Consider the following 16480-nt stretch of genomic DNA (forward strand, 5'->3'; position numbering starts at 1 on the left):
TCATGCCACGCAGCGATGTCCTGCAAGGCTTCCTCGATGCCATCTTCGGCGCCTTCGATGACTGTGTGACGGATGCGCGGGCGCGCGCGTCGATCACGCAGATCGTGGCGGCGCTGAAGGTGCCTCATCCGGAACAGCAGGATATCGGCCGGCGGCTGCCGGTCTGCGAGGGGCATCTGACGAATGCCCTTTCGGTGGGAAGCGACCGGCCATCTCTGGGCCTGTTGCTGGAGCGGTTCAGGGCGCTGGAACCGCTTCTGGAGTGGAAAACCCGTCCGCACTTCGATGAAACGGCGAGCGACAATTTCGCGATTGGGCATGCCAATACGATGATCGTCGGCCCCGGCGACCTTGAAGACCGGCGGGATATCTGGCTGGGCGTAAGCCTGCTGGCGCCGCAGGTGCGCTATCCCGACCACGATCATGCGCCGGAAGAGACCTATCTCGTGATGTCGGACGGCGAATTCCTGCACGGCGATTCCGGCTGGTTTTCGCCGGGTGTTGGCGGGACTTTCTACAATCCGCCCGGCATTCGCCATGCCATGCGCTCCGGAGGCAAACCGCTCTTCGCCTTCTGGGCACTGCTCCCCGACCAAACGAAGCGCTGATTTGCTATCTGTCGATGACGAGATCGCTGAGCGGTTTCGAGCAGCAGGGCAGGAAAAGGCCTGCGTCGATCTCCCGCTGCCGAATACCGCCATTGTGGTTCATGTCGACGCTGCCGGAAATCAGCTTGGATTTACAGGTGCCGCACACGCCGTTGGAACAGGACGAGGGAAGTTTCACGCCCGCCTTCTTGGCGCAGGACAGTATGGTCTGTTCGCCTGACACGGCAATCTCGCGCGCCTGCTTGGCGAAGGAAACCAGGAAGGTGCGCGTCGCCGCTTCGGCCACGACCGGAAGGTCGATGTCATCGATGACGGCCGCGTCGAAGCTCTCCTCCAGATAATTCGCCGAGGGAACCCCAAGCTCCGACGTGATCGTGCGCGCCGCCGCCATGAAGGGGGCAGGGCCGCAGCACAGCACGGTGCGTTCGGCAAGGTCGGGCACGGCAAGCTTCATGTAGTCGGAGGATATACGCCCTGTGAGGCCCGGCCAGTGCGCCTCGCCCGTAACCGTTTCCGGCAGGAAATGGAGCCGCAGCCCCTTCACGCGCTCTGCCAGCCATGTCAACTCGTTGCGGAAGATCAGATCCTTCGGGCTGCGCGCGGCATGCAGGAAGACCACATCGGCCGGCTCGCAGGTATCGGCGATGTCGCGCAGCATCGACATGACAGGCGTGATGCCGGAACCGCCGGAAAGGAAAAGATACTTGCGCGCATGGGGCCGGATGAAGTGGCCAAGCGGGCCGTTCGCCTTGACCTTCGCATGAACCGCGAGGTTGTCGTGCAGCCAGTTGGATATCCTGCCGCCGGCAACACGCTTCACAGTAATGGAGAAGGCATGGCTTCGCTTCGGCGAGGAAGAGATGCTGTAGCAGCGGCTTTCCGCTTCACCCGCCACATCGAGGTCGAACAGGAAGTACTGTCCCGCCTCGAAGGCGAAGCGTTTTCCCTCCGGCGACGCGAAGGTGAAGGTCTTCACGTCGTGCGTTTCCTGATGGATATCGATGCAGACGAGGTCTTCGTCCATTTCCCGCTTCCAGAGCGGAGCGTGATGCGCGCGCTCGGCCGGCAGAATATCGCTTCTAGTATCCATGGGCGCGCATCCGGTCGATATACCACGTCGCGAACTTGTCGAGGTTCGTCTCGGAGAAGGGCGAATAAGGGCCGGGTATATAGGCGGGATCCTCCACGCCGGCCTGGGAGCGGGCAACGAGCTCGGCGTCCTGGTCCGTCGTCGCGATCCAGACATTGGTCAGCTTGTCGAGATCGTAGTCGACGCCTTCGACCGCATCCTTGTGGACGAGCCACTTCGTGCGCACCAGCGTCGTATCGGCCGTGAGCGGGATGACGATCGACACCACGGCGTGATCGCCCATGAAGTGGTTCCAGCTGTTGTGGCCCCATAGATGGACATCGCCGAGGTCCTTGCGGGTCATCGTGCCGAGCAGCTTGGCGGATGCAGCGGTCGCATCGGGTGTCTGGGATTCACCGGCGCCGGAGATGATCAGACGTTGCGTGCGGAAATTCGTCGCGCAATCGACCAGTTGCTCCACGGCGGCGGAGGGAAAGCCGTCCGCCTCCCACTGGCTGGTTCGCGCCTCATACAAGGCAAAATGCTCTTCCGCCTGCGCCTTGTCCTCGGGGCTGAGCGCGTCCGGATCGAAACCGAAATCGAGATCGACGAAGGAAACGCACAGTTCCGGATGGTTGGCGGAGCAGTGGTAACATTCCCGGTTGTTTTCGATCGTCAGCTTCCAGTTGCCTTTCTCGATTACATCGGTCTCGTGGGCGACCTTGGCATTACGGATGTCGTAGGGCGCAAGACGGTCCCTCATCACCTCTTCCAGACGCGCAATGTCCTCCGGCGGATCGTCAGAAAGACAGGCATAGACGAGGCCGCCGATCGACTTGAAGGCAACCTGCTTGAGGCTGCGGCATTCCTTGTCGAAGCCCTTGCCCATATGCGGGGCGTAGCTGAGTTCGCCGGTCAGTTCATAGGTCCAGGTGTGGTAGGGACAGACGAGCTTGGAAACGATGGACTTGCCGGTATCCAGCAGGCGAGACCCGCGATGGCGACAGACATTGTGCAGCACGCGGATCTCGTTGTCGTCGTCGCGCAGCAGGATGAGGCTGGTTTTGCCGATATCGACCACCGTCGCGTCGCCCGGTTCCGGCACATCGCAATCCAGCCCGATGCAGATCCAGTGATTGCGGAAGAAGACCTCGAGGTCGGCCTCGAAGACGTCCTGCCGGGTGTAGAGGCCGGCCGGCAGGGAATGCCCTTCGGCTCTCTCGTCGAGCAGGGCGGAGATCGGGGTTGCGAACGTCTGAAGCATAATGCCACCTTATGTCGAGGCTGGAGTTCCCACGGCAGGATCGCCCACGTTTATCGGTTGCTCAACGGCATAAATGTGCAAGAATGGCATTACTAAATGTAATGCGTAGCCCATCGTTCTCGAAAGGCCGCCCGCTTTGGCAAATCTGCGCAGGAAACTCCCGCCCTTGACCGCGCTCACGGCCTTTGAGGCCGCCGCGCGGCATGCCAGCTTCACCCGCGCCGCCGCGGAACTGGGCGTGACGCAGGCCGCCGTCAGCCGCCAGATCCATCTTCTGGAGGAGGATTTCGGTTTTCCGCTGTTTCACCGGCTGCATCGCAGGATCGAGCTTACGGAGAAGGGGCGCATGCTGTTCACCGCGGCAGGGGATGCGTTCAGCCTGATCGCCGATACGGTGTCGGACCTGCGCGCAGAGGGACCGGACGACGAGCTGGCGATATCGGCGACCATATCCTTCGCCCATTTCTGGCTGATGCCGCGCATTGCGGCCTTTTCGCGGGCGCATCCCGAAATCAAGCTGCGCATCATAACCCAGGATGCTAGGATCGGAACAGAAGGCGGCGATATCGACCTTTCGCTGCGCTATGGCATGGGAACATGGCCGGATGGACAGGCGGTGTTCCTGTTCGAAGACGAAGTCTTCCCCATATGCAGCCCCGATTACAGACAGGCGAAAGGCCCGGTCGCGACACCGGCGGATCTCGTGGATCACCCACTGATATCGAGCGATGCCGATGATCCGACCTGGACGGGATGGGACGAATGGTTCGCGGCGTTTTCCATGAAGGCGCCGAAGAAGGGGCGGGGGCTCCGGTGCAGCTTCTATACCGAAGTCATCTATGCCGCGATGAACGGGCAGGGTATTGCGCTCGGCTGGAGCCGTCTTGTGTCCGACCTTATCCAGCAGGGCCGCCTGGTGCGCCTGACCGACGCGTCGATCCGCACCCGCGCGGCCTACTTCGTCGTCATACCGGCGCGAAGGCCGGTCAAGGAAAGCGCGCGGCTGTTCATCGAATGGTTGGGTTCGGAGCATGCCTCGGCTGAGCCCTCCGCACCGAATGCGTGAGGGTCGGTCGCTCAGCTTTCAGCCGAGAAGCCGGCGCCCGCCATGTCCGAAAGCGTTTTCGTGGCATCCATCAGGAGCTGGATCGTGGTGGAGATGTCGGGCGCGGCCGGCGCATTGATGAGCGTGATGTAGGGCACGGTCAGCGCGGCGATCGCCGTGCCGTCGGCGCCCAGCACCGGGGCGGACAGGTTGATGACGCCCGCCGTCTGGGCGCTGGGCATCATCTCGTGGCCGCGGGCGCGAATGAGGTCGAGGCGCGCCAGAAATTCGGGCGTTACGCGTGCATCGTCTCCGCCGCCACCGACATGTTCGGCGATCATGCGCCTGCGCTCTTCCGGCGAGCGGAAGGCAAGCAGGGCATGACCCGAGCCCGTATCGAACAGGCTGATGCGCGAGCCGACGCGGATGGAGATGCCCCAATATCCCGGCGCTTCCTGCTGCGCGATGACGATGGGATTGCCCCGATCGAAAACGACGAGCTGGTTGGCCTGTCGCGATGTCTCCGCAAGTTCCCGCATCAACGGAACGGCAAAGGAAACCAGCCGGCGAACGGGCGCGTGGAGCTGGGCGAGGCCGAAGAGCTTGAGGGTCAGCGAGAAACGATCGCCGTCGATGCGCGTGACATAGCCACGCTTCACGAGGCGATCGAGCATGCGGTAGAATTCGTTCGGGCTGCGATCCAGCCGTTTGGCGATCTCGGCCTGCGTCAACCCACCGTCGACAGCGGCGAGCAATTCGAGGATGTCGAGGCCCTTGTCCAGGGCCGGCGCCCTGTATCGATCATTCCCGTCGTCGGCCAACCGCCACCTCCTGTGAATATTGAAATTCATATACGCATGGCGCAACGCCGGCAATGCGCCGGCGGCATATATTGCTTGACTATAAATGAATAAATGATTTGTATTTAAATCAGATCATCGCCGCAGATTATAGTAATGCGTCCTGCGCCATCCGGGTGCCTGACGCCTTATGCAAGGAGCAAACATGAGCCTTTCCCTTGAAAACAAGCGGGTCCTCCTGACCGCGGCGGGCCAGGGTATCGGCCGGGCGAGCGCACTCGCCTTCGCGCGCGCCGGCGCGAAGGTCGTTGCGACCGATATCAACGCCGACGCCCTGAAAAGCCTCGCCGCCGAGGCCAATATCGAGACCTACGTGCTGGATGTGCTTGATGCGGAAGCCGTCACCCGCATCGTCTCAGACACCGGTCCGTTCGATGTGCTCTTCAACTGCGCGGGTTTTGTGCATGCCGGCGCGATTCTGGAGATGTCCGACAAGGATCTCGACTTTGCCTTCGACCTCAATGTCCGCGCCATGGTGCGAACCATCCGTGCCGTGCTGCCGGCGATGCTGGAAAGGAAGGACGGGGCCATCATCAACATGGCGTCGGTCGCCTCCAGCGTGAAGGGTGTGCCGAACCGCGCCGCCTACACCATCACCAAGGCGGCCGTCGTTGGCCTCACCAAATCGGTCGCGGCCGATTATGTCGGGCAGGGCATTCGCTGCAACTGCATCTGCCCCGGCACAGTGGAGAGCCCGTCTTTGCAGGATCGCCTGCGCGCACAGGGCGATTTCGAGGCCGCACGCGCCGCCTTCATCGCCCGCCAGCCGATCGGCCGTATCGGCACGCCGGAGGAGATCGCCGACCTCGCCGTCTATCTCGCCGGCGCCACCTATACGACGGGCCAGGCCTACGCCATCGACGGCGGCTGGACCATCTGATGCATTGTCCGCCATCGGCATCGCACCGAGGGCCATTCGACCACTTCCAAGGGCCGCTTCCATGACCAAGATCACCAGCCTTCGCTCGATCGACCTGCGCTTTCCCACCTCGCAGAGCCTCGACGGCTCGGATGCCATGAACCCGGATCCGGACTATTCGGCCGCCTATGTCGTGCTCGGCACGGATGTGGCAGGGCTGGAGGGCCATGGCCTGACGTTCACGATCGGCCGCGGCAACGAGATCTGCTGCGCGGCAATCGACGCCATGAAGCATCTCGTCGTCGGCCTCGATCTCGACTGGGTGCGGGAGAATCCCGGCCGCTTCTGGCGCCATGTCACTGGTGACAGCCAGTTGCGCTGGATCGGCCCGGACAAGGGCGCAATGCATCTGGCGACGGGTGCGGTGGTCAATGCCGTCTGGGACCTGCTCGCCAAACAGGCCGGCAAGCCCGTATGGCGCCTGGTCGCCGAGATGCGCGCGGAAGAAATCCTCGATATCATCGACTTCCGCTACCTGACCGACGCGCTGACACCGGAGGAGGCGCTGGCCATCCTGAAGAAGGCGGAACCGGGCAAGGCGGAGCGCATCGCAACGCTCGAGAAGGAAGGCTATGCCTGCTACACGACCTCGGCCGGCTGGCTCGGTTACGATGACGAAAAACTGCGCCGCCTCTGCCAGGAGGCCGTCGACCAGGGTTTTACCCATATCAAGATGAAGGTCGGCCGCGATCTCGAAGATGACAAGCGGCGCCTGCGCATCGCCCGCGAGGTGATCGGCGACGAGCGCACCATGATGATCGACGCCAACCAGATTTGGGAGGTGGGACAGGCGATCGACTGGGTAAGGGAACTGCAGCCCTATAAGCCGTTCTTCATCGAGGAGCCGACGAGCCCGGACGATATTGCCGGCCACAAGGCCATCCGCAACGCGGTTCACCCGGTAAAGGTCGCGACCGGAGAAATGTGCCAGAACCGCATCATCTTCAAGCAGATGATCGCCGGCGGCGCGATCGACATCGTGCAGATCGACGCCTGCCGCATGGGTGGGCTGAACGAGGTGCTCGCCGTGCTGCTGATGGCCGCGAAATATGACCTGCCGGTCTGGCCGCATGCCGGCGGCGTCGGCCTTTGCGAATATGTCCAGCATCTCTCGATGATCGATTACATCGCCGTATCCGGCACGAAACAGGGCCGGGTGATCGAATATGTCGACCACCTGCACGAGCATTTCCTCGATCCCTGCCGCATCGAGAACGCCGCCTACATGCCGCCCGCGCTGCCGGGCTTTTCCAGCGAGATGAAGCCGGCGTCGATTGCGGCTTATACATTCAGGCCGTGACGCATCTCGGTGATTTCACACGGAGCTGAGGAGTTCAACCCTTTGCACCTGCGCGGAATTCGGCAAAGATAAGCCGTGACATCAGCATACAGGGAGCATCTGCCACCGTGACCCATATCCCGTCGACCTTCGCCACCGGATGCTTCGTCGGCCGGGCCTGGCTCCCCGAAGTTGCAGGGCCATCCCTTGTGACGGTCCGCGACGGCCGCGTCTTCGACATCACGGCGAGGGATTGCGCCACGATGCGCGACCTGCTGGAGCACGAAACGCCCGCAGATGTCGTACGCAATGCGCCGGGCCGGGACATCGCGCCGCTGGAAAACCTGCTTTCCCTCAGTGAGCCCGATCCATCCCGGCTCCACCTGCTCGCCCCCATCGATCTTCAGGCGGTGAAGGCTTGCGGCGTTACCTTCGCCCGCTCGATGATCGAACGCGTCATCGAGGAACGTGCGGCCGGCAATCCCGCGCGGGCGGCCAGCATTCGCGAGAAGGTATCGCAGATCATCGGCGCTAGCCTGCGCGACCTGAAGGCCGGATCGGACGATGCTCAGAGGGTCAAGGCAGCCCTGATCGAGGAAGGCCTGTGGTCGCAGTATCTCGAGGTCGGCATCGGGCCGGATGCGGAAGTCTTCACGAAGGCGCAGGCCATGTCCTCCGTCGGCACCGGGTCGGCCGTCGGCCTGCATCCGATTTCGAAGTGGAACAACCCCGAACCGGAAATCGTGCTTGCCGTTGATAGCCAGGGCCGTGTGAAGGGCGCCACGCTTGGCAACGACGTCAACCTGCGCGATGTCGAGGGGCGCTCGGCATTGCTGCTGGGCAAGGCGAAGGACAACAACGCATCCTGCGCCATAGGACCATTCATCCGCCTGTTCGATGACACCTACACCATCGACGACGTGCGCAATGCCGAGCTGGACCTGCGCGTCGAAGGCAAGGATGGTTTCGTGCTGCGCGGCAAAAGCTCCATGCGGGAGATCAGCCGGGATCCGCTGGATCTCGTCGCCCAGACCTGTGGTGCCCATCATCAATATCCCGACGGCTTCGTGCTGTTCCTCGGCACGCTATTCGCACCCGTCGAGGACCGTGATGCGCCGGGCGAGGGGTTCACGCACAAGATCGGTGATGTCGTGACGATCTCAAACGACCGGCTCGGTGCGCTCGTCAACACGGTGAGGCTGTCGACGGACTGCCAGCCCTGGACCTTCGGCGCATCCCATCTCATGCGCAATCTTGCGGCGCGCGGGCTGCTGTAGGGCGGGCCGGTTGCCTGACGGCCGACATTCAAATTGAAATCGGCATTCATCCCTTTATACCCTTGGGCGTACTACATAACGGGTGAATGATGTCCTCTGCTCCATCCCATGCCGGACGCTGGCTGGTCCTTGTCGCCGTCATGCTTGCCTTCCTGCCCGTCGTGCTCGACATGACCATCCTGCATGTCGCCGTTCCGACATTGACGCAGGCGCTCGGTGCCTCCAGCACGCAGGTTCTCTGGATCATCGACATCTATCCTCTGCTGATGGCCGGCCTGCTCGTGCCGATGGGCACGCTGGCCGACCGCGTCGGCAACCGGCGTATTCTTCTTGTCGGCCTGACCTTGTTCGGCATCGCCTCGGCGCTCGCGGCATTCGCGCCGAATGCGCCCCTGCTGATCGGCGCCCGCATGCTGCTCGCGCTCGGCGGATCGATGATCATGCCCTGCGTGCTCGGCATTATCCGCCGCACCTTCGAGGATGACGCCGAAAGGGCGATGGCGCTTGGCCTTTGGGGCACGGTCGGGGCGGCAGGGGCCGCCATCGGCCCCTTGATCGGCGGCGCGCTGCTGGAGCATTTCTGGTGGGGCTCGGTCTTCCTCATCAATGTGCCGGTGATGCTGATCGTCGCGCCGGCCTGCTATCTGCTCCTGCCGCGCGCCGAGGTGACCAGCCCCGGAAAGTGGGCGATCGGGCAGGCGCTCCTGCTCATCGCCGGCATGATTTCGCTCGTCTATGCCATCAAGGCCGGCTTCGGCGGCAAGCACACGCTGCCGGTCGTCCTGGTGGTGCTGCTGTTCGGCATGGCGATGCTCGGCCTGTTTGCCCGCAAGCAGCTGAATTCCAGCGAACCGATGCTGGATCTCTCCCTTTTCTCCCGTCCGGCGATCGTGGCCGGCATGATCATGGCGGTCGTCGCGACGGGCGCGCTGGCCGGTGTCGAGCTGACGCTCGCGCAGGAACTGCAGTACGTGCTCGACAAGTCGCCGCTGCAAGCCGGCATCTTCATGATACCGATCATGGCGGCCGCCGCAGTCGGCGGCCCGGTCGCGGGCTATCTCTCCAATCTTCTCGGCCTTCGTATCGTGGCAAGCGCGTCCATGTTCGCCTCCTCGCTTGCGCTCGCCTATCTCGCCCTGAGCGACTTTCATCACCCGGGTGTCATGGTACCCTTGATGCTCGCCGTGCTGGGCCTGATGCTGAGCATCGGGCTGACCGCCTCCTCCATTGCCATCATGGGCGCGGTCGAGGCCGAAAGGGGCGGGGCCGCAGGCTCGCTCGAAGCGACCGGCTATGAACTCGGCACGGGAATCGGCATCACGGTGTTCGGCGTCTTCATGTCCGCCGTCTTCGGCCACACGGTCGTCGTTCCCGCCGGCTTGTCACCCGAACAGTCTGCGCAGGCGGCCGAATCGATCGGCGATACCTATCTGGTTGCCCAGCAGCTTTCCCCCGAACAGGCAGAGGCTTTGATTTCCGCCGGAAAGGCGGCATTCACGGCGACGCATTCCGTGCTTCTATCGACCTCTGCCGGCCTGATCGGCGCGCTGGCCGTTCTCGTTCTCATCATGCTGGCCGGCTATCGCGAAAAGGGTGGCGCGCACCATTAGGGTCGCATCAGCGCCGTTTCTCAAAGCGCGTCCGTCGGCAGGCTGACGCGAAAATTTACCGACAATTAACGATATAATGTTCTGATTTCGAAAGGTTTTATTTCATTCATTTAAGTTCGGTCTCGGAGAAGACGATGCGCCCATTTCGATTCTGTGTGAAAACTCCGAATTTCGTTTCATCCGCATTGCTCGGCGATGGGCTCTGTCCCTCCCCGTCGATCCCGGTGCTTTGGCGGCCTGTCGTTGCGGGCGTTCATAACGGATCGAGGTTGGGGTCGGCGACGCCACGTCTGTCGCGTGCCATCCTACTTGGCTGCTTGATCACCAGTCTCAGGAACTTCCGCGACAGCTACGCGCTGACGGGAAGAATGGGTTTCAATATGCGGTTCTAACATATGGTTCCGCCGCGACCCCCGTGTTGCGGCGCAGCCATGTTGCTGCTATCGCCTGTCTTGCTATGCCGAGGGGATGATATGGCGCGGCGGGATCTGAGCAGGAGCTTTGAATGGGCGGTGTGCATTCTTTGCACCATCGCGCTGGTGGCTATCGCCTTTGGCCACCGCACGCCGGTCCTGGCCGCCCAGGCCTATACCCCCGCCGAAATCGCGCTTTACACGCTTCCGGACGGGACGCTGCCGGACCTATGCCTCGCCGGTCATGACGATGGGGGCAAGGCCCATGGCCAGGCGCCGCGCTGCGAGGCATGCCGGATCGCCGGCGATATCCTGGTACCGGAACCCGCCGACATCATCGGCGCCCGCATCGCATTTGCCGCTTCATTCGATCTGCCCGTTGCGATCGAGGGCGCCTACCGTAAGCTTCTCCCGCCAAACGCAAGCCCACGCGGACCACCCGCCATCGTCTGATCGCGGGACGGAAGCCACGCTATAGGCGGCCGGCCCGTTCAGCTTCGCCGCTTCTTCAAGCAGAAGCGAACGATCGGGCTGTTCGATGGCATCGAAGGAATCGCGTCAAGCAAGGGTAAGCGTCCTTGTTCCTCCAGCGATCCCGCTGGATTGCCCCCGAACGGCCTCTCAAAAACAAATTTCTCTGTCGATACGAGAATTTCGAGAGGTTCTCTCCATGTCCACCGTAACGGGGCTATCATCGCCTCCGAATGAAACCGCCGGCCTTTCGCGCCGGTTCTATCTCACCGCCTGGCGCTGGCATTTTTATGCCGGTCTCTATGTCGCGCCGTTCCTCATCATGCTTGCGGTCACCGGGCTCATCATGCTGTGGGCCGGCGTCCTGGTCGGCCGCGACGGTGAGAACGCGTTCAGGGTCACGCCGGGCCAATCGGTCACCGCCGTGTCGAAGCAGGCGAGTGCGGCCTTCATCGCCGTGCCCGGGCAAGTGGTTCAATATATCGCGCCGCGCACCGCAGATGGGGTCTCGGTCTTCCGTATCGATCACGACGGCGCTGCCTCGATGGTCGCCGTCAATCCTTACACGGCGGATGTTGTCGGTCAGTGGAGCCGGCGCGATGCCCTATATGATCTCGCCAACGACATCCACGGCACGCTGCTCCTCGGCACCGTCGGCGACAGGCTGATCGAGATCGCGGCGGGCTTCGGTATCGTGCTTGTCATCACGGGCCTCTATCTCTGGTGGCCGCGCGACGGAAAGGGATTGCGCGCGGCGCTCGTGCCCGATCTGTCGGCGAAGGGGCGGCAGTTATGGAAGTCGCTGCATCTCAGCATCGGCTTCTATGTGTCTCTCGTTCTTGTGCTTTTCCTGCTCTCCGGCCTCACCTGGGCGGGCGTGTGGGGCGAGCGCATGACGCAGGCCTGGAGCACCTTTCCGGCACAGAAGTGGGATAACGTTCCCCTGTCGGACATCACCCATGCCAGCATGAACCATGGCGGCATCAAGCAGGTGCCGTGGACGCTGGAGCAGACGCCGATGCCCGCCTCGGGCTCGGATGCCGGCATTGCGGGAACGCCGCAAGGCGAGCCTGTCACGATCGATGCGGTCGTAGCGCTCGCCCGCAAGCTCGGCTTCGACCAGCGCTTCCAGCTCGCTTTCCCGAATGGTGAAACGGGCGTCTGGACCATTGCCCGCGATACGATGAGCAATGACAGCTCCGACCCGCTATCCGATCGCACGGTCCATGTCGATCAATATACCGGCAAGGTTCTCGCCGATGTCGGCTTTGCGGATTACGGCCTGCCCGGCAAGGCGATGGCCGTCGGCATCGCGTTTCACGAGGGCGACATGGGCCTGTGGAACCTCGTGCTCAACACGCTTTTCTGCCTGTCGATCGTGTTCCTGTCGGCGAGCGGTGTCGTGATGTGGTGGAAGCGTCGTCCCAAGGGTGCCGTCCGCCTCTTCGCGCCGAATATCAGCGAACCGGGCCCGCTCTGGAAGACCGGTGCCGTCGTCATGCTGGCGGTGTCGCTGCTGTTTCCGCTGACGGGAGCGGTCCTTGTGACGGTACTCTGCCTGGACCTGTTGATCATCCGCAACATACGGCCGTTGAAGAAGGCTTTGAGCTGACGGACTGAAAGTAAAAAAGGACCGCCGCCCGGCTTCGACCGGGCGGCGGTCAGGCCATCAGCCTGCGGCGAAGGGGACGGTGACGAAGGTCTGCTCGTCCTGGCGCTGCACGAGAAGCAGCACGGCCTTGCGGCCCGCCTTGCCGGCGTCGGCGACGGCAGTCTTGGCTTCGCTCGCCGAACCGACCGGCTTCTGGTTCACCGAGAGGATGACATCGCCGGGCTGGAGGCCCGCGTCAGCGGCCGGCTTGTCCGGATTGACGCCCTCCACGATGGCGCCCTTCTCGTCCTTCGGCAGGCCGAGGGATTCGCGCATGTCCGCCGTCAGGTCGCCGAGCTGTACGCCGATGGTCGGCACGCGCTGTTCTGCCTTGCCCGATTTGCCGCCCGCGTCGGCCACGACCTGTCCGCCATCGTCATTGTTACCGATGACGACAGAGAGGTCCTTGGTGGCGCCGTCGCGCCAGACCGTAAGACCCTCCTTTTCGCCGGGCGTCAGGTCCGCCACCATGCGGGAGAGCTCGCGCGGGGAGGCGACAGGCTTGCCGCCAAGCGCCGTGATGACGTCGCCGGAATGTATGCCGGCCGCCGCCGCAGGCGTGCCGTCGTCGACCCGGGCCACCAGCGCGCCGGCCGGCTTGGAAAGCCCGATGGCGTCAGCAATGTCCGATGTCACGGGCTGGATCTGCACGCCGATGAAGCCGTGCTCGATGGAGCCGTCCTTCATCAGCTTGGCGACGACGGTCTGCGCCTGGTCGGACGGAATGGCGAAGCCGACGCCCACGCTGCCGCCGTTCGGCGAGTAGATCGCGGTGTTGATGCCGACCACCTTGCCATCGAGCCCGACCAGAGGACCGCCGGAATTGCCATGGTTGATCGGCGCATCGATCTGGATGAAGTCGTCGTATGGTCCGCTGTGGAGATCGCGGCCGCGTGCCGAGACGATACCCGCCGTGACCGTCGTGCCGATGCCGAACGGATTGCCGATGGCAAGGATCGGGTCGCCCGCCCGCAGTTTATCGGACTGGCCCCAGCCGATCGTCGCCAGCGGCTTGTCGCTTTCGATTTTCAACACGGCGAGGTCCGATTTCGGATCGGCGCCGATCAGCCTGGCGGGAAGCTCCGTCCCGTCGTCCAGCGTCACCTTTATCGTGCTCGCCTTGTCGATGACGTGGTTGTTGGTGACGATATAGCCGTCACTCGTCAGCACGAAACCGGAGCCGAGGGCCTGGGCCTTTTCGCTGCGCGGTTGCGGCATCTGGCGTTCACCGAAGAAGTCGCGGAACTGCTGGTCGAACGGGGAGGCCCCGCCGAACGGCATGGCGCCGTCGGACGAAGCGTTCTCGGCCTTCAGGACCGTCGTGATGGTGACGACAGCCGGCTTGTCGGTCGAAACGATGGAGGCGAACGATCCATCCGCAAGGGGGGAATTGATGCTTGCAGGTGCTGCCGCCTGCGCGTTTCGAGCGCCGACAAGGCCGGAGGTCGCGATCGGCGCCGCCAGCAATGCGACACCGAGAAGCGCTGCGGCGCGATGTCTTTGAAGTATCCTGATCATGGTCGTTTCCTTTGTTCTGCTCGGTGTTGCGCTGCCCATTGTCTGGACGAGCAGCGGCACTCCGGCCGTGCTGCTTGCCGGCCGGTCTTGTTGTTGCTTCGAGGTGAGGGGGCGGCGCGGAAGGCACCAGGGTGAGGCCTTGACGCGACGCCGGCCGCCGCCAAGGGCGGAGGCGGCGCTATTTCTCAGCGGATCGAACGTGACCCGCCGACCGGAGGTCTCAGCTCAAACGGACGATATCCCGGTCGAGCTTGCGGACGGCGGCTTCCAGGCGCTGGTAGTTCGCCTTCGGAAGCGAGCCATGATTGGCGTCGGCGACTGCGATCGCCCGCTGGCGAATGCCGCGAGCCTCGGCCTGGAGACGCCCTGCGGCGCCAGCCGAAAGCTTGTGCATGGCTTCTTCCCTGCGGATGCTCTTTTCCGCCGAGCGGACACCGGCAAGAACCTGGTGCAGGCGCGGCTTGTAGGTCATGGCGGGCGTCATGCGCACGGGGGCGGGCTGTACCGGCATCATGAAATTGTCAGCGGAGTCGTGATCCCCGTAATCGCGATCATAGCGGTAGTGGTCTTGCAAAGCCGGATTTGGATTTGCTGACCGGCTGGCAGCAAAGGCGCCGCCGGCGGCGAGCGAAAGAACAGTGGCGGCAAGAGCGATGGTCTTGAATGTCGAGCGCATGGTGCGTGTCCTCGAAAAGGGGAGAATTCTCCCCGGCAGGCTGTCCGGTGCCGTCGCGTCGCGGTTTCCAACCGCCGGCGGCATCCAGCCTGGCATCATTTATAGGTCCACCCGGCTCGCGGGGTCATGTTACAATTAAATAAAGTTTCGAAGGGCGGATTTGCCAAAATATTGCCGACTTCGCGGAGCGCTGCATCGGTCTTGGCGAAAAATATCTTTTGGATTCAATGGATTGTCCCCGCAGCCGTATTCAGGCTCGGCCGCCGACACATGACATGCCTGTAATGTTTCCCGCGCGGTGAGCGCTCGCGGCGTGTCATGACATGAGCCGCTTTTTCGCGATCAGGTCGCTACGCCGCTCCCAATAGACCAGCACAAGGCTTGCCGTCACGATGAAGATCGCGCCGATGAAGACGTTCAGGGCCGGGATTTCCGCCCAGATCGCGTAGCCATAGATGAAGGCCCAGATGAGCCCGGTATATTCCACCGGCGCAAGTGCCGATGCCGGCGCATAGCGGAACCCCTCGTAAAGCAGGTACTGTCCGATCGTCGCGATAACACCGAGCGCCAGCATCAGCGCCCAGCCTTCCGCATCCGGTGTGCGCCAGATCCAGGGAAACGACAGCGCGCAGGCGAGGCCGAATAGCAGGCTGGTCGCAAACATCTGCGTCAGCGTGCTTTCGCTGCGGCTGACCAGGCGGATGAGGATCGTGCTCCAGGCCCAGCAGAAGCCGGCGACGAGGCACATGACCGCGGGGATGAGGTTGGGGGAGTGCGACGGATTTGCTGCAATCACCACGCCGGCGAAACCGACCACGCAGGCTATCCATCGGCCCGCCCCGACAGCTTCCTTCAGGACGAGGATGGACAGAAAGACGGTAATGATCGGCGCGGAGAAATAGAGCGTCGTCAGTTCCGCCAGCCCGAGATAGCGCGCGGCATTATAATAGAGCAGCCATGCGATCAGCATCAGCGCGGCGCGCAGCACGACGGTTCCGCGATAGGGGCTCTTCAAGATCGAAGGATGACGGTAGAAGCGTATCAGCACACCGGAGACCAGCACGATCACCACGCTGCGCATGAAGAGGATCTGCGGCACTTCGTAGGTCGCAACCAGCCACTTCACCAGCGCGTCCTGCAGCGCAAAGCAGGCATAGCCGGCCGAGGCGAGTGCGATTCCGGCAAGCGGCCGCGAGTCAATCAGCCCCACGCTCATGACGATATCCTGCCTGCGGTGGCGGGAATCGGTGTCGTGTCGGCGAAAATCGGGGGAGTGCGCATTCGGACGATCCAGGAAGGCTTCTGCGATACATGGCCGTAACGGCTGCATCCAGACGAAGAGACCCGCCTGTTTGATCGTTTTCCGGCGTTTTGCCAAGGGGAAAGCTGGGTTGTGCTAGCCGAACGTACGGAATTTGACCGAAATCCCACAGGTTCTGGCGTTGCGGTGTATAGTGTAGATAAGCGATTGCAGGCAAAATGAGAGAAAACGACTATTTGCTTGCTTCAAAGCAAATGAGGGTATTGCGGCTGCGGCCATGCACCTGTAGGTTTGCGCCCCATCGTCCATCGCTGAATTCTGGAGATAAATCATGGCGAACGGCACAGTCAAATTCTTTAACACCGACAAAGGGTTTGGCTTCATCACACCCGAAAACGGCGGAACCGACGTTTTCGTCCATATCTCCGCAGTTCAGGGCGGCACATTGAGCGACGGACAGCGCGTCAGCTACGACATGGGACAGGACCGCAAGACCGGTAAGTCCAAGGCTGAGAACGTTCGCGTTATCTAATTGATTTTACGGACGCCGGAGTTCATC

General features: G+C 62.7%; 15 protein-coding genes. 9 read left to right on the forward strand and 6 right to left on the reverse strand.

Annotated elements, in window-relative coordinates:
* The first annotated feature begins 2 nt into the window (after positions 1–2).
* Positions 3–608, forward strand: a complete 606-nt coding sequence (locus GR158_RS07615) for a dimethylsulfonioproprionate lyase family protein (RefSeq protein WP_202402177.1) — start codon at positions 3–5, stop codon at positions 606–608.
* A 4-nt stretch (positions 609–612) separates the two neighbouring features.
* Here the strand turns inward: GR158_RS07615 and GR158_RS07620 are convergent, their stop codons facing one another.
* The gene (locus GR158_RS07620) at positions 613–1698 is read right to left on the reverse strand and encodes a hybrid-cluster NAD(P)-dependent oxidoreductase (protein ID WP_160870599.1); all 1086 of its coding nucleotides are present in this window, start codon (positions 1696–1698) and stop codon (positions 613–615) included.
* Positions 1688–2941 carry an SRPBCC family protein gene (locus GR158_RS07625; RefSeq protein WP_134648819.1) on the reverse strand — a complete coding sequence of 418 codons (1254 nt, stop codon included), beginning with the start codon at positions 2939–2941 and terminating at the stop codon, positions 1688–1690. The genes GR158_RS07620 and GR158_RS07625 overlap by 11 nt, the downstream gene beginning before the upstream one ends.
* 136 nt (positions 2942–3077) lie before the next feature.
* Here GR158_RS07625 and gcvA point away from each other — a divergent pair, with 136 nt between their 5' ends.
* Positions 3078–4007: a transcriptional regulator GcvA gene (gene gcvA, locus GR158_RS07630; protein ID WP_160870600.1), complete on the forward strand. Its 930-nt coding sequence runs from the start codon at positions 3078–3080 to the stop codon at positions 4005–4007.
* Positions 4008–4018: 11 nt separating this feature from the next.
* Here the strand turns inward: gcvA and GR158_RS07635 are convergent, their stop codons facing one another.
* Entirely contained in the window at positions 4019–4837 is an 819-nt protein-coding gene (locus GR158_RS07635) for an IclR family transcriptional regulator (protein ID WP_371731626.1), read from the reverse strand.
* Between the two features lie 154 nt (positions 4838–4991).
* On the opposite strand from GR158_RS07635, the gene GR158_RS07640 reads away from it, so the two are divergent.
* From GR158_RS07640 to GR158_RS07665, 6 genes are all read left to right on the forward strand, one after another.
* On the forward strand, positions 4992–5726 hold the full coding sequence (locus tag GR158_RS07640) for an SDR family oxidoreductase (RefSeq protein WP_160870602.1): 735 nt from the start codon (positions 4992–4994) through the stop codon (positions 5724–5726).
* Between the two features lie 61 nt (positions 5727–5787).
* Positions 5788–7065, forward strand: coding sequence for an L-fuconate dehydratase (locus GR158_RS07645; RefSeq protein ID WP_160870603.1), 1278 nt, complete (start codon positions 5788–5790; stop codon positions 7063–7065).
* 116 nt (positions 7066–7181) lie between these two features.
* The gene (locus GR158_RS07650) at positions 7182–8321 is read left to right on the forward strand and encodes a fumarylacetoacetate hydrolase family protein (RefSeq protein WP_160870644.1); all 1140 of its coding nucleotides are present in this window, start codon (positions 7182–7184) and stop codon (positions 8319–8321) included.
* Between the two features lie 89 nt (positions 8322–8410).
* Entirely contained in the window at positions 8411–9931 is a 1521-nt protein-coding gene (locus tag GR158_RS07655) for an MFS transporter (protein WP_160870604.1), read from the forward strand.
* Positions 9932–10404: 473 nt separating this feature from the next.
* Positions 10405–10797: a hypothetical protein gene (locus GR158_RS07660; RefSeq protein WP_160870605.1), complete on the forward strand. Its 393-nt coding sequence runs from the start codon at positions 10405–10407 to the stop codon at positions 10795–10797.
* A gap of 217 nt (positions 10798–11014) precedes the next feature.
* Positions 11015–12427, forward strand: a complete 1413-nt coding sequence (locus tag GR158_RS07665; protein WP_160870606.1) for a PepSY domain-containing protein — start codon at positions 11015–11017, stop codon at positions 12425–12427.
* A 57-nt stretch (positions 12428–12484) separates the two neighbouring features.
* Here the strand turns inward: GR158_RS07665 and GR158_RS07670 are convergent, their stop codons facing one another.
* The 3 genes from GR158_RS07670 to GR158_RS07680 form a co-directional block, all read right to left on the reverse strand.
* Entirely contained in the window at positions 12485–13984 is a 1500-nt protein-coding gene (locus tag GR158_RS07670) for a DegQ family serine endoprotease (RefSeq protein WP_160870607.1), read from the reverse strand.
* A 220-nt stretch (positions 13985–14204) separates the two neighbouring features.
* On the reverse strand, positions 14205–14660 hold the full coding sequence (locus tag GR158_RS07675) for a hypothetical protein (RefSeq protein ID WP_160870608.1): 456 nt from the start codon (positions 14658–14660) through the stop codon (positions 14205–14207).
* A gap of 316 nt (positions 14661–14976) precedes the next feature.
* On the reverse strand, positions 14977–15876 hold the full coding sequence (locus tag GR158_RS07680; protein ID WP_160870609.1) for a DMT family transporter: 900 nt from the start codon (positions 15874–15876) through the stop codon (positions 14977–14979).
* Between the two features lie 376 nt (positions 15877–16252).
* Between GR158_RS07680 and GR158_RS07685 the strand changes: the two genes are divergently transcribed.
* Positions 16253–16453, forward strand: a complete 201-nt coding sequence (locus GR158_RS07685) for a cold-shock protein (protein ID WP_134648830.1) — start codon at positions 16253–16255, stop codon at positions 16451–16453.
* Positions 16454–16480 lie beyond the last annotated feature (27 nt).

It is taken from the genome of Shinella sp. AETb1-6 (assembly GCF_009826875.1).
Taxonomy (GTDB): Bacteria; Pseudomonadota; Alphaproteobacteria; order Rhizobiales; family Rhizobiaceae; genus Shinella; species Shinella sumterensis.